At 38.9% G+C, this 25,662-nt stretch carries 33 protein-coding genes; 21 read left to right on the top strand and 12 right to left on the bottom strand.

Going from position 1 to position 25,662, the window contains the following annotated elements:
* Positions 1-14: 14 nt before the first annotated feature.
* The 4 genes from def to NYE73_RS05925 all read right to left on the bottom strand — a co-directional run bounded on the left by def (position 15) and on the right by NYE73_RS05925 (position 2,123).
* Positions 15-590 (bottom strand): peptide deformylase, encoded by a 576-nt coding sequence (def, locus tag NYE73_RS05910; protein WP_259950923.1) that lies wholly within the window; start codon positions 588-590, stop codon positions 15-17.
* A complete protein-coding gene (locus NYE73_RS05915) occupies positions 583-774 on the bottom strand; it encodes a helix-turn-helix transcriptional regulator (RefSeq protein WP_066036592.1) in 192 nt (63 codons plus the stop codon). The genes def and NYE73_RS05915 overlap by 8 nt, the downstream gene beginning before the upstream one ends.
* 280 nt (positions 775-1,054) lie before the next feature.
* Positions 1,055-1,588: a DJ-1/PfpI family protein gene (locus NYE73_RS05920; protein ID WP_054550592.1), complete on the bottom strand. Its 534-nt coding sequence runs from the start codon at positions 1,586-1,588 to the stop codon at positions 1,055-1,057.
* A 1-nt stretch (position 1,589) separates the two neighbouring features.
* Positions 1,590-2,123: a GNAT family N-acetyltransferase gene (locus tag NYE73_RS05925; protein WP_259950924.1), complete on the bottom strand. Its 534-nt coding sequence runs from the start codon at positions 2,121-2,123 to the stop codon at positions 1,590-1,592.
* Positions 2,124-2,310: 187 nt separating this feature from the next.
* Between NYE73_RS05925 and NYE73_RS05930 the strand changes: the two genes are divergently transcribed.
* From NYE73_RS05930 to NYE73_RS05940, 3 genes are all read left to right on the top strand, one after another.
* Positions 2,311-2,544, top strand: coding sequence for a DUF896 domain-containing protein (locus NYE73_RS05930; RefSeq protein WP_004232132.1), 234 nt, complete (start codon positions 2,311-2,313; stop codon positions 2,542-2,544).
* Positions 2,545-2,670: 126 nt separating this feature from the next.
* Positions 2,671-4,665: a transketolase gene (gene tkt / locus NYE73_RS05935; RefSeq protein ID WP_103117634.1), complete on the top strand. Its 1,995-nt coding sequence runs from the start codon at positions 2,671-2,673 to the stop codon at positions 4,663-4,665.
* 109 nt (positions 4,666-4,774) lie between these two features.
* The gene (locus NYE73_RS05940) at positions 4,775-5,422 is read left to right on the top strand and encodes an HAD family hydrolase (protein ID WP_259950925.1); all 648 of its coding nucleotides are present in this window, start codon (positions 4,775-4,777) and stop codon (positions 5,420-5,422) included.
* Between the two features lie 45 nt (positions 5,423-5,467).
* Here the strand turns inward: NYE73_RS05940 and NYE73_RS05945 are convergent, their stop codons facing one another.
* The 5 genes from NYE73_RS05945 to NYE73_RS05965 form a co-directional block, all read right to left on the bottom strand.
* Positions 5,468-6,100, bottom strand: a complete 633-nt coding sequence (locus NYE73_RS05945; RefSeq protein WP_009370700.1) for a response regulator transcription factor — start codon at positions 6,098-6,100, stop codon at positions 5,468-5,470.
* Positions 6,075-7,115, bottom strand: a complete 1,041-nt coding sequence (locus NYE73_RS05950) for a sensor histidine kinase (protein ID WP_259950926.1) — start codon at positions 7,113-7,115, stop codon at positions 6,075-6,077. Before NYE73_RS05950 ends, NYE73_RS05945 begins: the two co-directional genes overlap by 26 nt.
* Positions 7,112-7,795 (bottom strand): cell wall-active antibiotics response protein LiaF, encoded by a 684-nt coding sequence (gene liaF / locus NYE73_RS05955; protein WP_066036595.1) that lies wholly within the window; start codon positions 7,793-7,795, stop codon positions 7,112-7,114. The genes NYE73_RS05950 and liaF overlap by 4 nt, the downstream gene beginning before the upstream one ends.
* 113 nt (positions 7,796-7,908) lie before the next feature.
* Positions 7,909-8,547 (bottom strand): PspA/IM30 family protein, encoded by a 639-nt coding sequence (locus NYE73_RS05960; RefSeq protein WP_009370701.1) that lies wholly within the window; start codon positions 8,545-8,547, stop codon positions 7,909-7,911.
* Between the two features lie 15 nt (positions 8,548-8,562).
* Entirely contained in the window at positions 8,563-8,919 is a 357-nt protein-coding gene (locus tag NYE73_RS05965) for a lmo0954 family membrane protein (RefSeq protein ID WP_048391315.1), read from the bottom strand.
* 338 nt (positions 8,920-9,257) lie between these two features.
* Between NYE73_RS05965 and sirA the strand changes: the two genes are divergently transcribed.
* From sirA to NYE73_RS05980, 3 genes are all read left to right on the top strand, one after another.
* Positions 9,258-9,683, top strand: coding sequence for a sporulation inhibitor of replication protein SirA (gene sirA / locus NYE73_RS05970; protein ID WP_004232148.1), 426 nt, complete (start codon positions 9,258-9,260; stop codon positions 9,681-9,683).
* A 98-nt stretch (positions 9,684-9,781) separates the two neighbouring features.
* Positions 9,782-10,000 carry a YneF family protein gene (locus NYE73_RS05975; protein ID WP_004232154.1) on the top strand — a complete coding sequence of 73 codons (219 nt, stop codon included), beginning with the start codon at positions 9,782-9,784 and terminating at the stop codon, positions 9,998-10,000.
* A 110-nt stretch (positions 10,001-10,110) separates the two neighbouring features.
* Positions 10,111-10,614 carry an S-ribosylhomocysteine lyase gene (locus NYE73_RS05980; RefSeq protein WP_048391314.1) on the top strand — a complete coding sequence of 168 codons (504 nt, stop codon included), beginning with the start codon at positions 10,111-10,113 and terminating at the stop codon, positions 10,612-10,614.
* A gap of 48 nt (positions 10,615-10,662) precedes the next feature.
* On the opposite strand, the gene NYE73_RS05985 is transcribed toward NYE73_RS05980, so the two are convergent.
* Positions 10,663-11,634: an alpha/beta hydrolase gene (locus NYE73_RS05985; RefSeq protein WP_036080551.1), complete on the bottom strand. Its 972-nt coding sequence runs from the start codon at positions 11,632-11,634 to the stop codon at positions 10,663-10,665.
* Positions 11,635-11,841: 207 nt separating this feature from the next.
* Between NYE73_RS05985 and NYE73_RS05990 the strand changes: the two genes are divergently transcribed.
* From NYE73_RS05990 to NYE73_RS06005, 4 genes are all read left to right on the top strand, one after another.
* Positions 11,842-13,026, top strand: a complete 1,185-nt coding sequence (locus tag NYE73_RS05990) for an acetyl-CoA C-acetyltransferase (RefSeq protein ID WP_259950927.1) — start codon at positions 11,842-11,844, stop codon at positions 13,024-13,026.
* A gap of 23 nt (positions 13,027-13,049) precedes the next feature.
* A complete protein-coding gene (locus NYE73_RS05995; protein ID WP_036080173.1) occupies positions 13,050-13,316 on the top strand; it encodes a YqkE family protein in 267 nt (88 codons plus the stop codon).
* Positions 13,317-13,494: 178 nt separating this feature from the next.
* The gene (locus NYE73_RS06000; RefSeq protein WP_259950928.1) at positions 13,495-13,830 is read left to right on the top strand and encodes a hypothetical protein; all 336 of its coding nucleotides are present in this window, start codon (positions 13,495-13,497) and stop codon (positions 13,828-13,830) included.
* Positions 13,827-14,000 carry a GNAT family N-acetyltransferase gene (locus NYE73_RS06005; protein ID WP_259950929.1) on the top strand — a complete coding sequence of 58 codons (174 nt, stop codon included), beginning with the start codon at positions 13,827-13,829 and terminating at the stop codon, positions 13,998-14,000. Before NYE73_RS06000 ends, NYE73_RS06005 begins: the two co-directional genes overlap by 4 nt.
* A gap of 16 nt (positions 14,001-14,016) precedes the next feature.
* On the opposite strand, the gene NYE73_RS06010 is transcribed toward NYE73_RS06005, so the two are convergent.
* Positions 14,017-14,496: a VanZ family protein gene (locus tag NYE73_RS06010; protein ID WP_066036598.1), complete on the bottom strand. Its 480-nt coding sequence runs from the start codon at positions 14,494-14,496 to the stop codon at positions 14,017-14,019.
* A complete protein-coding gene (locus tag NYE73_RS06015) occupies positions 14,493-15,392 on the bottom strand; it encodes an aldo/keto reductase (RefSeq protein ID WP_259950930.1) in 900 nt (299 codons plus the stop codon). Before NYE73_RS06015 ends, NYE73_RS06010 begins: the two co-directional genes overlap by 4 nt.
* Positions 15,393-15,468: 76 nt before the next feature.
* On the opposite strand from NYE73_RS06015, the gene NYE73_RS06020 reads away from it, so the two are divergent.
* The 11 genes from NYE73_RS06020 (at position 15,469) to lysA (ending at position 25,637) form a co-directional block, all read left to right on the top strand.
* Positions 15,469-16,026 carry an NUDIX domain-containing protein gene (locus NYE73_RS06020; protein ID WP_259950931.1) on the top strand — a complete coding sequence of 186 codons (558 nt, stop codon included), beginning with the start codon at positions 15,469-15,471 and terminating at the stop codon, positions 16,024-16,026.
* Between the two features lie 53 nt (positions 16,027-16,079).
* A complete protein-coding gene (locus NYE73_RS06025; protein WP_004232169.1) occupies positions 16,080-16,592 on the top strand; it encodes a hypothetical protein in 513 nt (170 codons plus the stop codon).
* Positions 16,593-16,714: 122 nt separating this feature from the next.
* Positions 16,715-17,179: a ferric iron uptake transcriptional regulator gene (fur, locus tag NYE73_RS06030; protein ID WP_004232171.1), complete on the top strand. Its 465-nt coding sequence runs from the start codon at positions 16,715-16,717 to the stop codon at positions 17,177-17,179.
* A gap of 174 nt (positions 17,180-17,353) precedes the next feature.
* The gene (gene xerD / locus NYE73_RS06035) at positions 17,354-18,256 is read left to right on the top strand and encodes a site-specific tyrosine recombinase XerD (RefSeq protein ID WP_112117567.1); all 903 of its coding nucleotides are present in this window, start codon (positions 17,354-17,356) and stop codon (positions 18,254-18,256) included.
* A 98-nt stretch (positions 18,257-18,354) separates the two neighbouring features.
* Complete coding sequence (gene deoB, locus NYE73_RS06040; protein ID WP_259950932.1) at positions 18,355-19,536, top strand: phosphopentomutase; 1,182 nt, start codon at positions 18,355-18,357, stop codon at positions 19,534-19,536.
* 13 nt (positions 19,537-19,549) lie between these two features.
* Positions 19,550-20,800: a thymidine phosphorylase gene (locus tag NYE73_RS06045; RefSeq protein ID WP_054550603.1), complete on the top strand. Its 1,251-nt coding sequence runs from the start codon at positions 19,550-19,552 to the stop codon at positions 20,798-20,800.
* 239 nt (positions 20,801-21,039) lie between these two features.
* Positions 21,040-21,393 carry an anti-sigma F factor antagonist gene (gene spoIIAA, locus NYE73_RS06050; protein ID WP_004232181.1) on the top strand — a complete coding sequence of 118 codons (354 nt, stop codon included), beginning with the start codon at positions 21,040-21,042 and terminating at the stop codon, positions 21,391-21,393.
* Positions 21,386-21,826 (top strand): anti-sigma F factor, encoded by a 441-nt coding sequence (spoIIAB, locus tag NYE73_RS06055; protein ID WP_048391296.1) that lies wholly within the window; start codon positions 21,386-21,388, stop codon positions 21,824-21,826. The genes spoIIAA and spoIIAB overlap by 8 nt, the downstream gene beginning before the upstream one ends.
* 10 nt (positions 21,827-21,836) lie before the next feature.
* The gene (sigF, locus tag NYE73_RS06060; RefSeq protein ID WP_009370709.1) at positions 21,837-22,628 is read left to right on the top strand and encodes an RNA polymerase sporulation sigma factor SigF; all 792 of its coding nucleotides are present in this window, start codon (positions 21,837-21,839) and stop codon (positions 22,626-22,628) included.
* 15 nt (positions 22,629-22,643) lie between these two features.
* Positions 22,644-24,092, top strand: coding sequence for a spore germination protein (locus NYE73_RS06065; protein ID WP_004232186.1), 1,449 nt, complete (start codon positions 22,644-22,646; stop codon positions 24,090-24,092).
* A gap of 225 nt (positions 24,093-24,317) precedes the next feature.
* Entirely contained in the window at positions 24,318-25,637 is a 1,320-nt protein-coding gene (gene lysA / locus NYE73_RS06070; RefSeq protein WP_259950933.1) for a diaminopimelate decarboxylase, read from the top strand.
* The last annotated feature ends 25 nt before the right edge of the window (positions 25,638-25,662 follow it).

Genomic DNA, 25,662 nt, shown 5'->3' on the forward strand with positions numbered 1-25,662 from the left:
TTTTTTGTAAAAAACTACTGAAGGGAAGAAAAGCTTTCGATGATAACATGATTTGGCAATTGGAAAGGGTACTCTTTATTTATTCGGTCATAAAACATGATGCCATTTAAATGATCGATTTCATGCTGTACAACGATGGCCCCGTAGCCCTGTAACTGTACAATGATTTCATGTCCATCGATGTCGTAAGCTTTGACTTTAATTCTCTCATATCTCGGTACAAAACCAGGGACAGGTCGATTTACAGATAGACAGCCTTCTCCTTCCGGTAGATAAATCATATTAAGGGAATGACTCATTATTTTAGGGTTAATCAGCATCATTTCTTGGTCATCAAAGAGTACAACAAACATTCGTTTATCTACGCCAATTTGATTAGCAGAGAGTCCACTTCCAGGGCGAAGCTTATATTTTTTTGCTAGCGTTTGATTTTGGCTATTTTTCAGATATTGCAGCATGGCTAGGAGGGTATTTCGGTCCTCATTTGTCACTGGTATCGACACTTCTTGAGTTTGTTTTCTTAAAATTGCCGAGTGTTCTTTCACAAAATCCTTCATTGTAATCATATAATCCGGGTGAAATTTAGTCATAGATAAACACCTCATCAATACGGCTATTGAGAACCTTAGCAATCTTAAAAGCTAATTCTAGGGTCGGATCATATTTATCATTTTCAATACTATTAATGGTCTGTCTCACAACTCCACACTCTTTTGCAAGAGCAGCTTGTGTTATGCCTAATTTTTTTCTTAAAATTTTGATGATGTTCTTCAGAAAGATCCCTCCATTTTGTCCAAAGTATTAGACATATATCGTAAGACAAGAATTAAAAAATGTCCAACTAATTGGACATTTTTTGGTGTGAAAAACAAAACAGTCAATTGAAGGGGAGAAATTGATTTCCGGTGCAGGCTGCTTGCTTTCCTGTGGCACGCTGACGGAACGGAAATCACCCCACAGCCTTGTTAAAAGTTCTCATTCTACTAATGACATCATCTTTTTTCAACAACATGAAATGCCCGATTAATTGGACATTTGGGTTTTAAATCATCACTTAATACCAATTTTCATCAAAATTTAGCTTTAACGCATGCCCGAAACAAATACCGAAAGGAATAAAACCTCTTCCTCTTGCTGTAATGATATTTCCATCTTGTACCACTAGTTCATCTGAATAGTTATGAAGTTCAAAGCACCCTAACTGCTCCATGCCATCTAAAGGTAGTCCTACTGTATATTTTTTGTTCTTTAAGACCCCTGCTTTTGCTAATAGGTAAGGGGAGCTAGAAATACTTGCAATCATTCCTCCTTTTGCAGATAGATGACGAATGAAATCTAGTAAGCTCTCTTCAAGTTGTAATGTAGAAATATCCATACAGCCTGGTAATAGTAGACTATCAATATCGTCAAGCTCTACCTCATTCACGGATAAATCAGCTATACAATTTAAACCAGATTCTCCTCTGATAGGTTTGGTATTCGATCCAAGTGTGATGATGGGTTTACCGCCTTGCATTAATATGGACAAAGCAACACTCAATTCATATTCACTAAATTGTGGGTATAATAACACCGCAGTTTTCTTCATTTCATACACCTCTTACCTTTAGATTGTTCCATTCTTCCTCTAAAATAGCGTAATAGTATTCATCCCACCAAGTCTCTCCATGAGGAATGCATTTTTTGAAAAATCCTTCTTGGCGCATTCCGATTTTTTCCATGACTCGGTAAGAAGCGATATTTTCTGGCTGGCATGTGGCAATAATTCGATGAAGTTTCATTTTATTAAAGCCGTGATCTAATAGGGCCTTAGCAGCTTCAGAAGCATAGCCATGATTATGATAGGCAGGATTCATAACCCATCCAATTTCATACGTATGGTCACCAAAGTATTTGTGGAAAACAAGATGACCAATGACTCGCTGTTGTTCACGTAAAACAATGGCGAAATGTTTTGCTTGCTCGTTGCTATTCTCTGTTACGAAATTTTGAACCTGATCTTCATTCAACACACCCTCTGGCATATAGTGCATGACCGTTTTGTCGGACATATAGCTATAAACAGCCTGCCAATCTTGGGCTTCAAATGTTCGAATAAGTAGTCTAGATGTTGTGATGTTCATGATAGCTCCTCCTATTATCTATCAAATTTTTCCTTTTATTATTAGTTATACACCTCTAACTTCTGGAAGTCATGTAAATAATGGCTAAGAAGTGTTTTTAAGGGTTGGTATAACTGCATTTTAAGGGAAACCATGCTATACTTTGCATACTGAGGTCATTAAGCTAGGTACTGAAAGGTGTGTAACCATGTTATCAAAGGAAAAAATTAACCGAATTAATGAATTATCTGCTAAAGCAAAAAGCGGACAATTAACAGAGGAAGAAGCAAAGGAGCGAACAGCGCTTCGCAAGGAGTATTTAGATACGTTTAGAGCAACGATGCGAGATACGATTGAAAACGTTAAAGTGGTAGATGCAGAAGGAAATGATGTAACTCCTGAGAAGGTAAAACAAGCACAAAAAAATAAATTTCTAAATTAATGTGACACAATTCAATAAAGTATGTATGAAAACGCAAATAGTATAACAAAAGCATTGTTTTCTAAAGCAATGTTGACTAAACTGTAAAAGAACAATATATAGGACGAGAAAGGATGTCACAATATAATGACTCAACACGCGGATCTTTTAGCTATTAATGCTATCCGAACTTTGTCAATCGATGCTATTGAAAAAGCAAATTCTGGTCACCCAGGTTTACCAATGGGAGCAGCGCCAATGGCTTATACGCTTTGGACAAAACAATTACGCCATAATCCAGCAAATCCAAAATGGTTTAACCGTGATCGTTTTGTACTATCAGCAGGTCATGGCTCAATGCTTTTATACAGCTTACTTCACCTTGGAGGCTATGGTTTACCAATGGAAGAAATTCAAAACTTCCGCCAATGGGATTCATTAACACCAGGACATCCTGAATATGGTCATACAGTAGGGGTAGAGGCAACAACTGGTCCTCTTGGACAAGGAATCGCTATGACTGTTGGTATGGCAATGGCTGAGCGCCATTTAGCCGCTACTTACAATAAACCAGGTCATGACATTGTTGACCACTACACATTTGCGTTATGTGGCGATGGTGACTTAATGGAAGGTGTTGCAGCAGAGGCGATTTCATTAGCTGGTCACTTAAAACTTGAAAAATTAATCGTACTTTACGATTCTAATGATATTTCTTTAGATGGTGACTTAGAAAAGTCATTTTCAGAAAACGTTCAAAAACGCTTTGAATCTTATGGTTGGAATTATTTAAAAGTGGCAGATGGTACAGATGTAGATGCTATTAATGCAGCCATTGAAGAAGCCAAAAAATCTACTGGCAAGCCAACATTAATTGAAGTGAAAACAGTGATTGGTTTTGGTTCTCCAAATAAATCTGGTAAAGCAGATTCTCACGGTGCACCACTTGGTACAGATGAAGTTGTCTTAACGAAGGCTGCCTATGAGTGGGCACATGAACCATTCCAAATTCCTGCAGAAGTTTACGATACATTTAATGCGGCTGCTGAGGTGCAAGGCGCACAACCAGAGGAAGCTTGGAATGCAAAATTTGCTGCATACAAAGAAGAATTCCCAGCGTTAGCAGCTCAATTTGAGAAAGCGATGAATGGTGAATTACCAGAAGACTTTGCTTCTGAGTTACCTGTATATGAAGCTGGTAAATCTGTAGCAACTCGTTCTTCTTCAGGCGATGCAATTAATGCTATTGCGAAGAAAACACCTTCATTCTTTGGTGGTTCTGCTGACCTTGCTGGCTCCAATAAAACAACGATGAAGGGTGCAGGAGATTTCTCAGCAGACGACTATGCTGGACGTAACATCTGGTTCGGTGTTCGTGAATTTGCAATGGGTGCTGCTATGAACGGAATGGCTCTTCACGGTGGTTTAAATGTATTCGGTGGTACATTCTTCGTATTCTCTGATTACGTTCGTCCTGCAATTCGTCTATCTGCATTAATGGGTCTTCCTGTAACATATGTATTCACACATGATTCGATTGCAGTAGGGGAAGATGGTCCAACACATGAACCAATCGAACACCTTGCATCATTACGTGCAATGCCAAACCTATCTGTTATTCGCCCTGCGGATGCAAATGAATCAGCAGTTGCGTGGGAGCTTGCAGTAGCAGCAGAAAAAACACCAACTGTTCTTGTATTATCTCGTCAAAACTTACCTGTTCTTGACGCTTCTATTGAAACAGTACGTGAGGGCGTAGCAAAGGGTGCTTACACAGTGTCTCCAGCTACAAAAGAAGTGGCAGATGCTATTTTAATTGCAACAGGCTCTGAGGTTTCGCTTGCTGTCGAAGCACAAAAAGCATTAAAAGCAGACGGTATAGATGTAGCAGTTGTTTCTATGCCATCTATGGATCGCTTCGAAAAACAAGACGCAGCTTACAAAGAATCTGTTCTACCAAAAGCTGTTACAAAACGTCTTGCAATTGAAATGGGGGCATCATTCGGTTGGCATAAATATACTGGCTTTGAAGGCGATGTTCTAGCAATTGATAAGTTCGGTGCATCTGCTCCAGGTGAATTAGTAATGGAAAAATACGGCTTCACTGTTGAAAACGTAGTAGCAAAAGTGAAAGCACTATAATTTACAACAAATACCACAATACTCAGCGATTTAAACATCAACTGAGTGTTGTGGTACTTTTTTTAGCGGCAAACACAGTATGTGAAAACTCCATAAAAAGGGTGAGCGAATGAAGAACTATAAAGTTGTGTTATTTGACCTAGATGGAACATTAACTGATCCCAAAATAGGAATCACTAAATCAGTGCAACATGCTTTACAGAAGGCGGGCGTCATGGTTAATGATTTGGATGAACTGGAACCATTCATTGGACCACCATTACAAGTATCTTTTCAAGAAATTTATGGATTCAATGATACACAAATAACGCAAGCAATTAGAGATTACCGAGAACGATTTACGGAAAGGGGAATGTTTGAAAATAAACTATATGAAGATATTCCAGCTTTGTTAGCTCATTTAAAGCAACAAGGATATATACTAACTATTGCCACCTCAAAACCAACTGTCTTTGCGGAGCAAATCATAAAGTATTTTCAGCTAGAGTCCTATTTCGATCTTGTCGTAGGAAGTCACTTAGATGGTTCACGTTCTGCCAAAGGTGAGATTATTGCTGAGGTACTTCAACAACTTGATTCCTATCCAAAAGAGCAATTTATTATGATTGGGGATCGAAAATATGATTTGATCGGCGCTCGTGAAAATCAAATCGATGCCATCGGTGTGACATATGGTTTTGGGTCGCTAGAAGAATTAAAAAGTGAAGAGCCTATATATATTGCGGACCATGTAAATGATCTCCTAAAATACCTCTAAAAACACGAAAAACTGCATGTCAGCATGCAGTTTTTTTATGTAGGATTATTTAGCAAGTCCGTTTTGGAAGGCGTAGACGACGGCTTGAGTACGATCTTGAACTTCTAGCTTTGCTAAAATATTACTAACATGTGTTTTTACCGTTTTCAAGGCAATATATAGCTCATCAGCGATTTCCTGATTGGCTTTACCCTGGGCCATTAGCAATAATACTTCCATTTCACGTTCAGTCAATTGTTCGTATAGTGGCGTACTATTGCCGTGGCGCATGCGGTGCATCATTTTGGAAGTGACCTCTGGCTCTAATACCGTTTCGCCACCCATCGTTTTTCGAATAGCATCTGCAATTTGTTTGGCATTAGATGTTTTTAAAATATAGCTTACCGCGCCAGCCTCTAAGGCAGGATATACTTTATCATCATCTAAAAAGCTAGTCACCATCATGATTTTTGCCTCAGGCCATGCTGCTAATATTTCCACTGTTGCCTCTGCTCCTGTCATAACAGGCATCACATTATCCATTAAAATAATATCAGGCCTTAGCGCTAGGGCACGTTCCACAGCCTCTTTACCGTTCTCAGCCTCACCTACAACCGTAATATCTGGCTGTGCTGAAAGATAGGCTGACACACCAATCCGTACCATTTCATGATCATCCACTATGAGCACTTGTATCATCGACATTGACCTCCTCCTTTTGTAAAGGAATTTTAACCTCTACAATTGTTCCTTCACCAGGCACTGATACAATTTTATAGGTGCAGCCAATTTCAACTGCTCGTTCAGCTATATTTTGTAAACCGTATGATGTGGATTTATCTTCCTCCACATCAAAGCCTAAACCATTATCTTGAATTCGTAAAATAGCTAAGTCGTCTCGTGCCACAAGAAGTAATTCCACCTCACTTGCTTTGGCATGACGCAGCGTATTGGAGAGTGCCTCCTGTGCAATACGAAATAAATGATCTTCCTCTGCTTTAGTTAAGGCCATTTCTTCTAATTCATATTCTATATGGAAATAAACTTTTTGCTGAAGTTCAATAATCAATTCCTCTAAGCCTTGTGCCAATGTTTTATTGTGTAAAGCTACAGGCCGTAAGTGTAGCAGTAATGCACGCATTTCTAGCTGTGCCTGCTGAACGATTTTCTCCACCTGTTTTAAGCTAGTAGCATGTTCGTCATTTTCAGTTAATGCAGATAGTAACATAGAGGCAGCAAATAGTTGCTGTGACACAGAATCATGGAGTTCTCTAGCTAATCGTTGGCGTTCAGCAATAATACGCTCCTGAATAATTTTATCATTGGCCTCAGCCCGCTCATTGGACAAACGCTGTAAACTTTTACGTTGCGTATCAATTAATTCACTCGTTTGGACAAGTGCCTTTTTTAACGATTTCGGAAGAGCTTGTTTTTTAGGAAAAACAAAATCAGGCTCGATCAGTTGTTTCACTATTCGTGTTGCCTGCGCTTCTCGTGCCCTTGCAGTCATACTGATCCAGCTGGCAAACAGGAAGCTAAGTATAAACAGGCTAACTATGATGATGCCACCTAGAGGGATATTTTCGTAATTCTGCTGCCATAAGGGCTCCCATGTTTTTTCATCAGGATTGCCCCATAGTGCAACAAGAAGACCGAAAACAGCACTCATTAAAATAAAAAATAATGTAAATAATCTTGAGATAAAGGCAATCATTTTCGTAGCACCTCCAAATCTCCAAGCCAGGTTGCGACATGAATAATCAGTACACGTTTAGCATCCTCAGGGTTGCCGTCTGAGAAAGTAATACTTTCATTTACTATACGTTGCGGCCCTACATGTAAGCATGAGAGCTCACCAAATAACGTCGTATACTGTAAACGGAATGGAATTTCATAAGGAATATAAATTTGAACTTTACCAATACCTTGTCGAATTGTAATAAGACTAGTGCCAGCTGGTAAAATCGTTTGCGTTGTATCGATGGTAATATCTCCAGCGAGGCGCTGAATTTGTACATCTTGCCATTTATAAGCTTCTATAGGCGCTGGCATTGTGCCAATTAGGTCATTTTTAATTGCAGGAAGCTTTTCAAAAAGCTCTGCACCAACTACTTTTGGCTCGTTTTCTCTTTGCAAGTATTGATAGAGCATATATAAGAGCATGATGACGATAAATAAACGTAAGCTCCACATCGTGAACAAAGCAATAGCAATAAAGAAAATTCCTGTCCATTTAAAAAATCGAACTTTTTTGGAAAAACTTAAATAAAGAAGTACAGCCCCAATCAATAAACAGAAGGCACCACCATTATTAAATATAGTTAGCTCCACAAAGACGAGTAAAAAGAAGCAAAGAACCCAAAATGTGAGCTTATTTGTTGTGAAATTTTGCATGAGGGTCACCCCTTTCTTCTACTAATAGTATAAGAGAGGGAATGGGACCCTCTATTCTTAAACGTGAAAGAATGCGCCTTTTAATGTTGGCGCATTGCTTTCATTATACCATGTTATTTATTTTCAATTAGCAGTGGTGAGCTTTCTTCTACTGCTTTTTTTTCTAATTCTGCCAGTCTTGCCTCAAAAGTTGTAAGCTCATGGTCTTTATCGATTTGATAAGCTAATTTATCGATATATGCTTCTAAATCTTCAAAGTTTGTTTTATTATTTTTGGCAATCATTCCATCCATTTGATGATGGGCACGAGTTACATTTTCTTTCCCCATGAGCTGTAATTGACGCACTTTCATATCTTTAATTTTATGCTTCATTGTTTCAAATTTACGCTCGAGCTCGAAGTATTCACGAGTACTTGCTTCAATGCTAGCTTGTAATGTAAGGTTACGAGCTGAATAAGCTGTTACTTCATCCGTAGCGAAATCAATTAAGTCCTGCTCTCCGCTAGATTTTGCTAATGCTAATTGAGATTCACGTTTCGCTAGTAAATCTGCGTTTTCTTTATATTCTTGCTCTAGCTTTTCTTTTAATTGCCCTTGTCGCTCTAATAATTTGCCTGTTTGTTCTGTTTGCTTTTCTGCTTCACGAATGTATTGATTTAACATCGCAATCGGATTTTTTTGTTCCTTCTTATCAAATAATTGGTGTAAGTCTGCCTCTACTGTATATCTAAAACGTTGAAATAAGTTCATTTAAAATCGCTCCTTTTATTTTGTTAAATTTGACCATTCTTTTTCAAAGTTTGTAAACGGATCTTCTTCTTTTTTTCCTTCAATTGTAGGGATTTTTACATCTTCGCCATTCCATTTTTTATAGATAACATAGATAATGGCGATTGCAGCAAGTCCTACCATTGCTGGAATGTTAGACACTGCTGATAGGACACCGATTAAACCAACTGTAAACCAGAAAATTTTACCGAAAGATGACTTACTAGCAATGTAGAAGTGCATGCCCAGTGCTACAAATAATCCAGAAAATAATAACCCCGCCAGTGGTCCAATTAACGCTAGTGCAACACATGCTGCAATGACGCCTCCAGTTAATAAAAGAAATTTTTTCATTTGTTTTAGCTCCTTTCGTTTGTACCTTTATGTTACCTATTTACAAGATTGTCTAAAACGGACTCGAAATTGATTTTGAACTAGGTCTTGAGGCTGAGATCCATCTAAGCAGCCATAATAGAAGGTTTTTGGCCATGTTTAACAAGCTTTTTTCTTGTTTTTGGAAAAATATTAATTATTTTTGGTTGAAAATACCATTTGTCATAAAGTCATTTATAGACCCGAAACTAGAATTTTTTCGACAAAAATAGAAGAGAGATCCCTCCTTCGTTTGACAAATAAACAAGATTGAATGAGCTATACTTATGAAAAAGAAACTGAGCGAAGGAGGATTTCTGGTGAGAACCTATTCTATATATAAGATAAAAGAAGAGCATTTAACGTTTATTTTTGGCAGAGAGCGTAAGTTGTTAGAGATGATGCAAGGTTGTGAAGATGCCAATGAGAAATCCTTAAAAGAGCTTGCGTATATATGTGAATCCGTTCGTTTTGAGGAGATTGCAGCCATGTTAGAGCATCAACTTGATTCCAAATATGCACACCTAGAAAGAGCTCGTAATGCTTTGTTTTTAGAACATCCGATCAAAGGTAAAATGGCTATTTATTTAGTAGATCGTAAAATTTGTGTTTATTGCGAAGGTTCGCGAATGCTAGATTTAGATTTATTTCAAATGCTTGCTAAAATGAGTGAACGTTTTATTGCTTTTAATAAACAGGATAATGAGTGTGGGTGGTTAAAGCCGATGAAGTATACAATGCACTAGGAAAATTCACTACAATATATAGTAACACGCTATTATTTGGTGTATAATGGAGCGTGGAGAGTTTTTCTCGGTATATTGTAGTGGAGGAGGTTGGTTGTATGCCTACATGGGGCTGGATTATTATCGTAATTATCGCATTAGCAGCGGGCGCAGCACTTGGTTTCTATTTCGCTCGTCAAGCTATGATGAAATATTTGAAAGAAAACCCACCTATTAATGAGCAAATGATTCGTATGATGATGGCGCAAATGGGTCGTACGCCGTCTGAAAAGCAAGTACGTCAAATGATGGCGCAAATGAATAAATTCCAGAAGTAATTTGGAATGTTCCGAGCAACTAGTTCAAGCTTAACTAGTTGTTTTTTTATTTTTAATAGTATTTAAATAATTCTTAAAAATCATACAACTCTATCGGGAAACTATGTATAATGGAGTTACTATACGGAAGGGAGTTGTGTATATTGCAAAAAGAAAAAACAAATGTAGAAAGTTTTGATTTAGATCATACAAAAGTGAAGGCACCTTATGTTCGTTTAGCAGGTGTGAAAACTGGCAAAAATGGCGATGAGGTATATAAATACGATATTCGCTTTAAACAGCCAAATAAGGAGCATATGGAAATGCCTGCATTACATTCTTTAGAGCATTTATCTGCTGACATTATCCGTAATTACTCTGATCATATTGTTGATTTCAGTCCAATGGGTTGTCAAACAGGCTTCTATGTGTCCTTGATCAATCATAATGATTATGAGGATTTATTAGCTATTTTAGAGAACACATTTACAGATGTGACAAAGGCAACCGCAGTGCCTGCCTGCAATGAAGTGCAATGTGGCTGGGCTGCTAGCCATAGTTTAGAAGGGGCCCAAGCATTAGCGAAAGAGTTTTTAGCGAAACGTGATGAATGGCATATTATTTTTGAAGATTAAATAAAATAAAAACCTTGCGAGTAAAATGACGCAAGGTTTTTCATTGCCCTAAAAATGGAATGGAATGACATTGGAAGAAGAAGAATCCCGATTGATTTTTTGATAAATAAAATTGTCTAAAAAATCATGAATTAAATCCTCATATTCATCCATATTTTCATTAAAGGATTGTGCATGTGCCCCCGTATCAAAAAGTTTTAATTTTTTTGGACCGGTTTTTTTATTGTAGAGATCGAGTGACATGGAAGCTGGAATAAACGTATCGGGAATACTATGGATAAAGAGCACAGGTTTTTCAATATGTGTGACGGCTTCGGCAGGTGTTACACTTTTAAATGAGTAACCATCTCTAAGACGAACAAAAAAGTCAGCAAAACGAATAGGAATAATGGAGCCATATTTAAATTCAGTTTTCGCAATTTGTTTGAGTAACATAGAAAAGTCCGAGAACGCGCAATCTGAGATATAAAAATCAGCGCCATCCTCGACTGTTCCTGCATAGAGGAGCATGGTTGCAGCACCCATCGATTCACCGTGAATGCCAAGTATAGCATCCTCTCCAATCATGGCTTTTACTGTTTTCACCACGGCATCAAGATCGTTTTTCTCATAGTAGCCATAGCTTGTTGTCTTGCCTCCAGATTCACCATGGCGACGGTGGTCAAATATAACAGAATTATAGCCAAGTCTTTCAAAAAGGCGAGCATATTTCACGGAATTTATTTTATTTTCGGTAACACCGTGGCAAATGATGATCGTGTTATTTGTTTGCAATGGCTGAAACATAATGCCTCGAATTGTATAGCCATTTGGAGAATCAATATTCAGTTCACATTTCAAGTTTTTATTGTACCAAGCTTCATCAAAGCGCTTTGCGGTCGTTTCTCGTTCCCGTATAAATTCAGGGTCTTTTTGTTGGATATACATTAATTTATTGGAAAGCGCGAAGCCGAACAGACCTGTTGCAGCGGCGGCTAGCGTTGTTGTAATACCAGAGAATAAAAGCATCTTCTTTTTCATCATAAAACACCTCCACATGCTGTTTCTTATTTGTAATGTTCCCAACTAAGATTGTTTAAAACACGTCAACATTTTACAATATCTTTGGCAAAACTGCGATTATTTCTATTATCGAAAATCGTCAAAATATTTGTTAAAATATACATATCTGCTAGTAGCATATGCATGCAGTGTTGATTCTTGAACGGGGAAAAGGGGAGAATGATTATGACAAACGAGGTAGTAATCGTGAGTGCGGTGCGTACAGCAATTGGCTCATTTCAGGGGACATTAAAAGACGTACCAGCGACAACGTTAGGTAGCATTGTCATTAAAGAGGCATTAGTGCGTGCTGGCGTAGCAGGTGAACATGTCGATGAGGTTATTATGGGGAATGTTTTATCGGCAGGACTTGGACAAAATCCAGCGCGTCAAGCGGCAATTAAAGCGGGGTTACCTCAAGAGGTATCAACTTTAACAATTAATAAAGTATGTGGATCAGGTTTAAAGGCTGTTCATTTAGCAACACAGGCGATTTTAGCGGGAGATGCAGAGATTGTTGTTGCAGGTGGATTTGAAAATATGAGCCAGGCTCCATATGTCTTAAAAAATGCACGAGAAGGCTTCCGAATGGGCGACCAAAAGGTAGTAGATACAATGATTCAGGATGGCCTATGGTGTGCTTTTAACGATTATCATATGGGCATTACAGCTGAAAATTTATGTGATATGTATCAAATTTCTCGAGAAGAGCAGGATGCTTTTGCAGCTCGTTCTCAGCAACGCGCAGAGGCAGCAATTGCAGCGGGCAAGTTTGAAAATGAAATCGTTGCTGTTGAGATTCCACAGCGCAAGGGAGAGCCACTGCTTTTCAATAAAGATGAATTTCCACGAGCAGGTGTGACAGCAGAATCATTAGGTAAGCTACGACCAGCATTTAAAAAGGATGGCTCTGTCACAGCAGCGAACGCGTCTGGAATTAATGATGGTGCGGCAGCGGTAGTGGTGATGTCAAAGGAAAAAGCACAAGAGCTAGGCATTCAACCAATGGCGATCATTACAGCGAATGCTAGTGCTGGTGTAGATCCTGCAATTATGGGTACAGGTCCTGTAAAAGCAGTACAAAAAGCGCTGACAAAAGCTGAGATTACTTTAAACGATATCGATTTAATTGAAGCAAATGAAGCATTTGCAGCACAATCAATTGCTGTAGATCGTGAATTAAGCTTTAATCATGATAAACTAAATGTTAACGGGGGTGCTATTGCTCTTGGTCACCCAATCGGTGCAAGTGGTGCTCGGATTTTGGTAACGCTATTACATGAGATGGAAAAGCGTGATGTGAAAACGGGCTTAGCCACATTATGTATCGGTGGTGGACAAGGCGTAGCAACAGTTGTGAAGCGCCCTTGATGTCAATAAGAAGGTGAATAGAAATGGGAAAGAAACGAAAACAGCAACAGCATACTGACAATAGCGTAACAGCTAGTCTACCTAAGCAAGAGGCCGTCACATTAGCAGATCAGCTAGGTGGCGATGTGCTAGCAAAATTAAAAGCAGCGAAGCAAGATTTAACTGCTAAAGAGCAGGCGGCAGAAGAAGAGCGTCAGGCAAAACTAGCTTTTGAACGTAAACAACGAGAAAAAAACAAATCGTTTGAAGAACTATTAAACGAATACGGCGATAAAGGTACTAAATATTAAGAGAGAACAGTGAATTCACATAAGTGGGTTCACTGTTTTGTATTTTACAGCATAAAATTTATATGGCTGTGGTCGATATAGAGGGAGAGGTCTTTGAATTTAAACGAACGGGAGACGCTGCCAATAACATATACCTAATTGTAGTTTAGTATCAATTAAATTATGTTAGGAGACCAACATGGTAGAATTACAAACAGAAAGAATAAGATTAATTCCTTTAAACGCTAAGTATCTTAATTTACTAATAGAGCATGAGGAGCAAATGGCGGCGGAGTTGTCATTAAGTAAAGGTGTAGGGAGTTTAGATTGCGAGCTTAAACAAGCCCTGTATTTTAGACTTTGCAAAGTATTAGAAGATGAGCCAAATTATCTATGGCATACGAATTGGTTACTTGTATTAAAAGAAAAAAATTGTGCTGTTGGTGGCATAATGCTAAAAGGTACGCCAAATGAGCAAGGGGAAGTTGTGATTGGGTATATACTTTGCCTCCTTATATGGGGCAGGGCTATATGACAGAATCAATCATAGCTCTTAAAGACTGGTTACTCCATCAGCCAAATGCAAAATACGTTATCGCTGACACGGAAAAAGAAAATATGGCTTCCCATCGAGTTTTGGAAAAAGCAGGGGCTGTCTTGTTTAAAGAAACGAAGTCCCTCTATTTTTGGCGGTTCCACCTTTAAAATAAAAGACAAAAGGCTATAATTGAGCCTTTTGTCTTTTATTTTTGAGTATTTTTCTTAGTGCAACAACGAGACTAACAAAAACAATGGCTCCAGCTGTATCGACAAGCACATCTTGAGCACTCATTGTACGACCTGGCGTAAAGCTTTGACGAAACTCATCAAGCACTGCGATTGTAGCCGTTCCACCGATAGCAATACTTGCTGCAAAACGTCTTTTTCCCCAAGCGAAGTAAAGGCCAAGTGCGATGCATCCAAATCCCATGAAGTGTGTCAATTTACGAATTAAAAACTCTACAAATGGAAAATAACCTCGCTCTTCCACTGAAACGATGGTTCCCCAATAGGGAATTTTTAAAATAGATAGTTGTTTTTCAAAAGGTTTATTGGCGAGCAAATCTTCTAATTCTGGTAGTATACTCTGTTGCTCATAGGTCATACTAGAGGAGATTACTAGTACAACTAGACAAATGAGTAAAATTAGCCATTTTTTCATCGATGTTCTTGATAGTACTCATTTTTTGTTAGCTCATTAGCTACCTTGAAATCTGTTATTGAATTAATTTTCTCGTAGGAAGCAAGCGTTTGTGCTAGTTGTTGTTGAGAGCTTGCGCCAATGACCGTAGAAGCGATTGTCGGCTCTTTTAGATTAAAAGCGATAGCCAAAGCATGCAAGTTATTATAGTGTAAAGCTAAGTCTGTTAACGTTGTTGTTAACTCCTCAGCAGTATAGGTGTTAAAACCATTAACATGTTGTAGACGTTGTTGCCAGCTATTTGTTAATAAGCCCTTTGCCACTGTGCCACGTGTTACAACAGAAGCACCCTGTTTCGCAATAAAGTTAAACCATTCTTCAGGGCGGCGATCGAGGGCACTGTATTGCATCATGACGCTTCTAGCCGAGCTTGCAGGTAAAAATCGCTGCAATACATTAGGACGAATGGAGGATATACCATATTCACGAATGAGCCCTTCTCTTTTCAGTCCTTCAAATGTGTCAATTATCCCGTCCCAATCATCTTCGATTGTGCCACCGTGTAATTGATATACATCAATGTAGTCTGTTCCTAAACGTCGTAAGCTAGCATGGACAGCTTCTTTTATATAGGATGGTGATGCGTCCCAATGCCAGCCATCTACCCCTTCTGCCCACCGATTACCTACCTTTGTTGCTAGGATGACATCATGACGACGCTTACCTAACGTTGAGCCAATCATCTCTTCATTTGCACCATAATCATATAAATCAGCTGTATCTATATAGTTAATGCCAGCATCTAATGCCATATCGACAATGGCAGCTGCTTGTGTTTTATCTGTCGAAAGAGACATGCCCCCTAAACTAATCTCTGAAATAAACAATTCACTTGTACCAAGCTGTCTTTTTTTCATACGAATGACCTCCTTCGATTTCTCTACTTGTAATGGTACAATGAACATATCTGAAGAACAAGCGAGGTTATCGTCAATGAAAAAGTTTGAGGAAAAAACAACGAAAACGACACCGATCTATGACGGTAGAATAATAAAACTACAAATTGATGATGTCACTTTACCAAATGGACAGGTTGCAAAACGTGAAATCATTAAGCATCCAGGTGCCGTAGCTGTGATTGCTGTTACGGACGAGGGTAAACTAGTGTTAGTAGAACAATATCGTAAAGCGCTTGAGCGTTCTATTATTGAAATTCCAGCTGGAAAGGTAGAGCCAGGTGAGGAGCCAGTGATGACAGCACGTCGAGAATTAGAGGAAGAAACAGGTTATGGCGCGCATCAACTTACTTTTTTACAAACATTTGCAACATCACCAGGCTTTGCGGATGAAGTTCTTCATTTGTTTGTGGCGAGGGGATTATATACAATAGACAATAAAGCAGATTTAGATGAGGATGAATTTGTCGAACTATTAGAAGTTTCGTTGGAAGAAGCACAAGTAATGGTGGCTGACCAGCGTATATATGATGCTAAAACAGCATTCGCAGTGCTATGGCTAGCTGCAAATTTAGAAAATAATCTTTTAGCATAATAGAGACGGACGAGCATAAGCTGTACAAACCTTGATAGAAAAGGAGCATGTTTATGTCTCGTACGGTGTCTATTTTTTATCACGCTTCCATCATTGCAGTAAGTTTTGTTTGTGGCGTTATTTTCTTTCATATTATTGGTGGACCGAAAGCGGAACCCTTTATATTATTTATAGAGCCTCGTTTAGCAGATGGGGACAGGCAATCCATTTTTCGTTTAGTACTGCCTGTTGCTATTTCCATAGGTCTTATATTATTACTAGCAACACATAGCGTCTTAAAGGTATTAGTGCGTGTGACTGTAGCCATGCGTGCCACTTTTTTTGGCTTTAGTTCGGTTTTTTTATTACAAAAACTTGAGGCTTTTTGGCTTTATACGATTTGGTGGTTTCCATTTCAGCTCATCTATTGTATATTGTTGCTAGTCCTATGCAATTTACTTGTACCCGCTTGGTCAAAGCGAAAAATCGGGAAACAAGTATCTGGTCGGACAATTTTGTTGAATTTTATCGCATTTTTCATCATAATAGTTGCTGAGTTTATTGTTATTTCTTATGTGTTAAAATGATGGATTGAATAGACCAAAATTGTGATCAGATAAAAAAGTAGAAGCATGTTAGAAATCTATTCACTATCTTGTAATAGGATTTACTCCTTTGGTATAATGGAAAGAGTTTAGGGGGGCGTCACATGGAGAGCCGAATTGATCGTATAAAAAAACAGTTGCATAGTGCTAGTTACAAGCTGACGCCGCAGCGAGAAGCGACAGTTGCTGTTTTGCTTGAGCACGAAGAGGACCACCTAAGTGCTGAAGATGTTTATCTTTTAGTAAAAGAAAAAGCACCTGAGATTGGTCTAGCTACTGTTTATAGAACGTTAGAATTATTAACTGAGCTCAAAATTGTCGACAAAATCAACTTTGGCGATGGCGTATCGCGCTATGATTTACGCCAAGAGGGAGCTGCCCATTTCCACCATCATCTTGTTTGTATCGAATGTGGTGCTGTTGATGAAATTCAAGAAGATTTACTTGAAGATGTGGAAGCCGTTGTTGAAAAACGTTGGAACTTTATTATAAAAGATCACCGACTAACTTTCCACGGCATATGCTGGCGCTGTCATGATAAAAACGACGAATCGAATGAAGAAAAATAACGAAAAACTGTCTGTTTTAATCTTTGGTATAGATTGAATCGGGCAGTTTTTTGTTTTTTTATTGAAGTATAGACACCATTAGGGTTGGTGGTTTATGTCGAATGGAGGGTCCTTTAGCACATTTCTTAAGGCCATGCTAAAATAGAGAATAATTGACAGTGAGGGGGCGTTGTGATGAATGAATTTCAATATGCAGTAGAGGACTATATCCATTTTATTCAGGTGGAAAGGCAGTTATCTGTTAATACATTAGCATCCTATCGCCGAGATTTAGAAAGCTATGTACATTTTTTAAAGGAAGCAGAAGGTATGTCTGATTTTAGTGTGGTAGAACGGACAACTATATTACGCCATTTAGAGCAATTGCGGGCACAGGGAAAGACAAGTCGTACCGTTGCCCGTCATATTTCATCGATTCGGAGTTTCCACCAATTTTTACTACGAGAAAAGCGCGCAGAAACTGATCCGACAGTCCATTTGGAGATGCCGACAATTGAGCAAAAGTTGCCTAATATTTTATCTATCCAAGAGATTGAAGCTTTACTAACAGCTCCAAATAAAAGTAAGCCACAAGGTATACGTGATCTTGCCATGCTGGAGTTACTATATGGGTCTGGTATGCGCATCAGTGAACTTATTGCACTGGATTTAGCTGATATTCATTTAACCATGGGCTTTGTACGTGTATTTGGGAAGGGTGGCAAGGAGCGAATCATTCCACTCGGCAAAAGCGCACTTTCGGCAATAAATGCCTATTTAAATGGTGCTCGTAGTCAATTACAGGGAAAGTACCCCAAAACAGATGCGTTTTTTATTAATCAAAGAGGGAAACGTTTAACAAGGCAGGGTTGTTGGAAATTAATGAAGGAGCATGCGTTAAAGGCAGGCATCCAACATGAATTAACACCACATACATTGCGTCATTCCTTTGCCACTCATTTGGTTGAAAATGGAGCCGATTTACGAGCGGTGCAGGAGATGCTTGGTCATGCAGATATTTCTACTACCCAGATTTATACACATATTAGCAAAACAAGATTATCTGAGGTCTATAAGCAATTCCATCCACGTGCTTAAAAGATAATAGGAAAAAATTATTTTTCAGTCGGATGTCTGACCTTTATTTTTCGCATTTTTTTGGTAAAATAGAGTCATGAGATTAGGAGGCAACCATTATGAATAAACCTTTTAACAAAATCCATGTTGTTGTCATGGATTCCGTAGGTATTGGTGAAGCGCCAGACGCTGCTAAATTTGGGGATGTTGGCGCACATACACTAGGACATATCGCTGAAAAAATGAATGGGCTTACAATGCCAGTAATGGAGTCATTTGGTTTAGCGAATATTGAACCATTGCATGGAATGCATGCAACTACTGACCCTAAAGCATACTACGGTAAAATGCAAGAAGCATCAGTTGGTAAAGATACGATGACTGGCCATTGGGAAATCATGGGGTTAAATATTGATAAACCATTTAAAGTGTATCCAGATGGGTTTCCAGCAGAGCTAATTGATGAGCTAGAGAAACGTACAGGTCGGAAAGTGTTATGCAATCAGCCAGCAAGTGGTACACAAGTAATTGAAGATTTTGGGAAGGAGCATATGGAAACAGGTGCGATTATTGTCTATACATCAGCCGATCCTGTTTTACAAATTGCTGCTCATGAAGAAATCATTCCACTAGAAGAGTTATATAATATTTGCGAAATTGCTCGTGAATTAACATTACAGCCTGAATATTTAGTAGGTCGCGTCATCGCACGACCATTTGTGGGTACGCCTGGAAACTTTACTCGTACATCCAATCGTCATGATTATGCGTTAAAGCCATTTGGTCGTACAACAATGAATGTTTTGAAGGACGCGGGATTAGATGTGATTGCAATTGGAAAAATCTCAGATATTTTCAATGGTGAAGGTGTGACAGATGCTGTACGTACAAAAAATAATATGGATGGTATGGATCAATTTGCAGAAGTTGTACGTCGTGACTTCCGTGGTCTAAGCTTCTTAAATTTAGTCGACTTTGATGCCAATTTCGGCCATCGACGTGATCCTCTAGGCTATGGACAGGCATTACAAGAATTTGATGCACGTCTACCAGAAATTCTAGAGGTAATGTCAGAAGACGATCTATTAATTATTACAGCAGATCACGGCAATGATCCAACCTTCCCAGGGACAGATCATACACGCGAATATGTACCACTAATTGTCTATTCACCACGTTTTAAAGGTGGTGCGGAACTTGCGCTTCGTGAAACCTTTGCAGATATTGCAGCAACAGTTGCAGAAAACTTTCATGTAGAAGCACCGCCATTCGGTAAAAGTTTCTTACATGATTTGAAATAAGGGGGTTTTTTGTATGAATATGGTTCAATTGTTTGAAAAGAAAAAACAAGGATTAGAGCTTTCTCAAGCTGAAATTCAGTATTTTGTTGAAGGCTATACGACAGGCTCTATCCCAGATTATCAAGCAAGTTCTTTATTAATGGCGATACGTTTACTAGGCATGTCTGATGATGAGACATTTTATTTAACAAAGGCAATGATCGAATCAGGCGATGTCATTGATTTAACATCTATTGAAGGCTTTAAAATTGATAAACACTCAACTGGAGGGGTTGGTGACAAGGTTACACTTGTTGTTACGCCAATTATTGCTGCTCTAGGAATTCCTGTTGCGAAATTTAGTGGTAAAGGCTTAGGGATTACTGGGGGGACAATTGATAAACTTGAATCCATTCAGGGCTTTAAAACAGAGCTTTCATCACAGGAGTTCATTGATAATGTCAATCAGCATAAAATTGCCGTTGCTGGACAAACAGGTAATCTAGTACCAGCCGACAAAAAATTATATGCATTACGTGATGTGACAGGTACTGTCGATTCTATTCCATTAATCGCAGCGTCGATTATGAGTAAAAAAATTGCAAGTGGTGCCGATGGTATAGTCCTCGATGTAAAATGTGGCTCAGGTGCGTTTATGAAGACGCAGGAAGAAGCACAGCGTTTAGCAGATACAATGACGGCTATTGGAGAAAAACTTGGCCGTAAAGTCATCGCACACATCAGTGATATGGATAATCCTTTAGGGAAAATGATTGGTAATAAGCTTGAGGTAGTGGAGGCTTATGCCCTATTAAGTGGACGTATGGCAGAAACGCATGAAGATTTGGTTGAAGAATGTGTTGTCATCTCTTCCTTGATGTACCAAATTGCGGCAGGTGTGAATGAATCGGAAGCGACAGCTGCTGTTAAGCGAGTGCTAGCAGATGGCTCTGCAGCTGCAAAATTCGAGGAGTTTATTGTGGCGCAAGGAGGAGTAGTCTCTGATATTGTTCAAAATGACACAGCTCATAAAGTAGCAGTGACAGCGGTTTCAGAGGGCACGGTGGAGACGATTAATGCTTTATTAGTTGGAGAAGCAAGTGTTAGTCTAGGCGCTGGACGTTTAACGAAGGAATCAAAGCTTGATTATGATGCAGGAATTCAGCTAATCGCCAAAAAAGGTGATCATGTTAATAATGGCGATACGATTGCTTATTTGTATTCAAATCAGCCAATTGACGAAGAGACAATTAATAAAATTCAGCAAGCTTATACAATTGCATAAAGATTATTAGCGAGAGCCCTCACTTATGAGGGTTCTCGCTTTTTTGTGCGTTCGATGAATCGCCAAAATTTAGAGCTCGATGGCGTTTAGAAATTGTAGATTTATCCCATACTGCACTTAACCTAAAAAGCTATAAGTATGTCGATTAGACACTATTTCGGAAGACTTTGCACTAGTTCTGTCAGCCACAAGGATTCAATCTATTGAATGTGGAATTGCACGAGGAGGAGGCGATGTTCATGCATTATCAATTAGAAATGGTCACAAGAGAGACAGTCGTTATACGTTTGTTTGGGGAGCTCGATCATCATGCCGTTGAACAAATTCGAGCGAAAATTTCTGCAGCAATTTTTCAAGGCACTGTGACGACCATCATTTGGAACTTGGAAGGACTATCTTTCATGGATAGTTCGGGAGTTGGATTAGTGCTTGGTCGTATGCGTGAGTTAGAGGCAGTTGCTGGGCGAACTATATTATTGAATCCATCGCCAACAATGCGAAAAGTATTTCAATTTTCAGGTTTAGGACCGTGGATGATGGATGCAACAGAGGAACAAGCGATTGATCGCGTAAGGGGGATTGTAAATGGATAACGAAATGACATTAACTTTTTTGGCAATTAGTGAAAATGAAGCTTTAGCGCGTGTAGCTGTTACAGGCTTTATTGCTCAATTAGATCCAACTATTGATGAGCTATCAGAATTTAAAACAGTTGTCTCAGAAGCAGTTTCCAATGCTATTATTCATGGCTATGAAGAAGATGGTAAGGGTGTTGTGACAGTTCATGCTAAACGTGAGGATGATATTGTGACAGTATCTGTCATGGATAAAGGGATAGGAATTGAAGACGTTAGTCGAGCAATGGAACCATTATTTACAACAAAAAGTATGATGGAGCGTTCGGGTATGGGCTTCACGATTATGGATAGCTTCTCAGATCAGCTGACAGTTATATCAAAATGGCAAGAAGGAACAACTGTAACATTCACGAAGAAATTTTACACAGTTCGCACAGCGGTAATGTGAGGTTAAACCCGTGAAGCCGTTAGAACAGTCGTCCGATAAGCTATTGTCTCAGGAGGAAATGCGTGATTTAATTGCACGTGCACAGCAGGGCGATCATGAGGCTCGTAAACGAATGGTAGAAGGCAATACGAGACTTGTGTGGTCCATTGTTCAACGTTTTACAACGAGAGGTGTTGAGCTTGAGGATTTATTCCAGATTGGCTGCATAGGGCTCATGAAATCTGTGGATAAATTTGATTTAACCTATGATGTGAAATTTTCAACCTATGCTGTACCGATGATCATTGGAGAAATTCAGCGCTTTTTAAGGGATGATGGTATGGTGAAGGTGAGCCGCTCTATTCGTGAGCTCAATTTTAAAATCCGTCATGCTACAGATGAATTTATTAAAAAGAACGAACATCCACCAACCATTCAAGAGCTTGCTCAGGTGCTTGGTGTGACAACAGAGGAAATTGTTACAGCATCCGATGCATTGAGAGACCCTGCCTCTCTTCATGAGCAATTGTATGAGAGTGAGGGTGATTCCATTACACTAATGGATCAAATGAAGGATGAAAAATCGGAGCAACCCTTTGATTACATCCCATTAAAAGAAGTACTAACGAGACTTGAGCCAAGAGAGCAGTCTATCATATATCTTCGCTATTTTTCAGATTGCACGCAAACTGAAATTGCAAATAGATTAGGTATATCGCAGGTACAGGTTTCCCGATTAGAGAAAAAAATCCTTGCCCAGCTGAAAAGTTGGATGGCAACTAGTGCAACAGTGGAGCAGGAAGTAATAAAAAAAGACATCTAAGAAAATGGTGACAGCATGACAAATAAATTATTTAACAGCTTAGAAGAAGCCGAAGATTTTCTTATAGAACAATTTGGTGACGGCGAATCGTTTGACGTTGGTATTAAACACTTATTTGTCAAAGATTTGCCGGTCCTTTGTGCATATATTAGTGGGCTTGTAGATGGAGAAGCTTTAACACAGTTGCTGTCTAGCATGCTTCCAGATGAGGACATTGAAATTGATGTAGAGGATGAGAAGGAATATTTTGAGTCTTACTTTAATTTCCATGGACGTTCAGAAGAAACAGAGCGTAAAGCCTATTTACTAGCCATTTTAAGTGGACAAGTCACCTTTATTACTAAAAGTGGCTATTGCTATGTTGCAGAGCTTAGAAACTATCCAGGACGCTCTCCAGAAGAGCCAGATAATGAAAAAGTTATCCGTGGATCAAGGGATGGCTTTACAGAAGGGATTTCTCAAAACACAGCCTTAATACGTAGGCGAATTCGTAATAGTAATCTACGTTTCGAGCTACATAAAATATCCAAAATCGGTCAAACCGACGTGGCGATCGCGTTTATGAAGGATGTTGCCAATGAAGATATGCTCGAAAGTTTACGACAGCGTCTTGGACAAATAAATCATGATGGCTTGACGATGGCCGATAAATCATTAGAAGAATGGCTCTTTAAACAAAAGTTCCACCCAGTTCCATTTGTACGTTATACGGAGAGACCTGATATTGCTGCAGCTCATCTACTTGAAGGGCATATAGCTATATTAGTCGATACTTCTCCATCCGTTATTTTAGTACCTGTTACAGTGTTTCATTTATTGCAGCATGCAGAGGAATATCGTCAGGCACCCACAGTAGGGACGTTTGTACGTTTTATGCGATATTTTGGCTCTGTAATGGGTTTACTTTTATTGCCATTGTGGTATGTATTTGCAACGAATGAATCCCTACTTCCAGATGCCCTCTCCTTTTTAGGTACGGAGGAGAAATCGCATGTACCTTTATTACTACAAATTTTGATTGCAGATATTGGAATAGAATTTTTGAGGATGGCCGCCATTCATACTCCGTCACCATTGTCCACTGCGATGGGATTGGTTGCGGGGGTAATCATTGGTCAAATTGCGATTGATGTTGGATTATTCTCTTCAGAGGTGGTTCTCTATACAGCGGTGGCAGCCATTCTTATTTTCATTATTCCGTCCTATGAGCTTAGTATCTCCATTAAAATTTTTAGGTTACTGCTACTTCTGATGACGGGTCTCTGGGGTGTCAATGGGTTATTTATTGGTTTATTTTTATTGTTTACGTATTTATGTTCATTGCGACCAATGCAGGCACCTTATTTATGGCCGCTTGTTCCATTCTTTCCAACAGCAATGCTTCGCGTCATTATTCGCTTCCCAATGACAGCGGATGCACTAAGACCTTATGTAGTCGCTTCCAAACAGCGAAAAAGATCATAGGAGCCGTTGCACTCGTTTTTTTCATGTGATAAAGTTCACATATAGTATTTTGTGATTTTTGCAAAAATTATTTTCATTCAAGAAAAAGCAAGTACTATACATTTGTTTTTTTATATGTGAAGGAAATAGTTTTTTGATGGAATGGTTCTAATATAGTAAAGAACCCTTCCACTTTCAAACCGTAAAAATAACAAGATGGAACGATGTGAAAAGGGAGAGATGCACATGCATTTATATGGAACACAAGCGATTTCTGAAGATGGTCATTTAACAATTGGACAGGTAGACACATTAGAGCTAGCAAAAGAGTATGGTACACCACTTTTCGTGTATGATACTGCACTTATTCGTAAGCGTGCGCGCAGCTTTATCGATACGTTTAAAAAACTAGGTGTAAAAGCAGAAGTAGCTTATGCTTCAAAAGCATTTGCATGTGTAGCGGTGTATCAATTAGCAGCAGAAGAAAATTTATCATTGGATGTTGTATCTGGTGGAGAATTATTTACTGCCTTAAAGGCAGGTTTCCCTGCAGAGCGCATTCATTTTCATGGTAACAATAAAAGCATTGCTGAATTAGAGCTAGCTTTTGACTCCAAGATTGGATGTATTGTTGTAGATAATTTCTATGAAATACAGCTTTTAAAAGATATTTCGGAGCGCCGTCAGCAAAAAATGCGTATATTATTACGTGTTACACCAGGTGTTGAAGCACATACGCATGATTTCATCACGACAGGTCAAGCAGATTCAAAATTCGGCTTTGACTTAAACAATGGTCAAGCAGATGAAGCATTCCAACAAACATTTAACCATGAATTCCTAGAGCTACTTGGTTTACATTGCCATATTGGCTCACAAATTTTTGACACTGCCGGTTTTGGATTGGCTGGAGAAAAATTGATTGACAAAATTTCTGATTGGAACAAGACTCACGGATTTACATGTACTGTGTTAAACTTAGGTGGGGGCTTTGGTATTCGTTATACTGAAGAAGATGCACCGCTTGAACCACAAGTATATGTAGAGGATATGATTACAGTTGTCAAAAATAAAGCAACTGTTCTTGGACTGAAGATGCCGGAAATTTGGATTGAACCAGGTCGATCACTTGTAGGTGATGCAGGAACATCTCTTTATACAATCGGTTCACAAAAAATTGTGCCAGATGTGCGAAAATATATTGCTGTCGATGGAGGTATGAGCGATAATATCCGTCCCGCATTATACGACGCTAAGTATGAGGCAGTCATCGCAAGTAAGGCGAACGAGGCGAAAGATGAGCTCTATACAGTTGCTGGTAAATTATGTGAATCTGGCGATAAATTAATTATTGATGCTAAACTACAAGACGCTGCTTCAGGTGATGTGTTAGCCATCTTCTGTACAGGTGCGTATGGTTATTCGATGGCTAGTAACTATAATCGTGTGCCAAGACCTGCAGTTGTATTTGTAGAGGATGGACAGCATCAACTAGCTATTCGCCGCGAAAGTTATGAAGATATTGTGCAAAACGATCTCCCGCTAACTTTAAAAAAGGGTGAGTAAATTTGAGGAAAAATAAGTGGGTATT

Source organism: Lysinibacillus sp. FSL K6-0102 (genome assembly GCF_038003545.1).
Taxonomy (GTDB): domain Bacteria; phylum Bacillota; class Bacilli; order Bacillales_A; family Planococcaceae; genus Lysinibacillus; species Lysinibacillus capsici.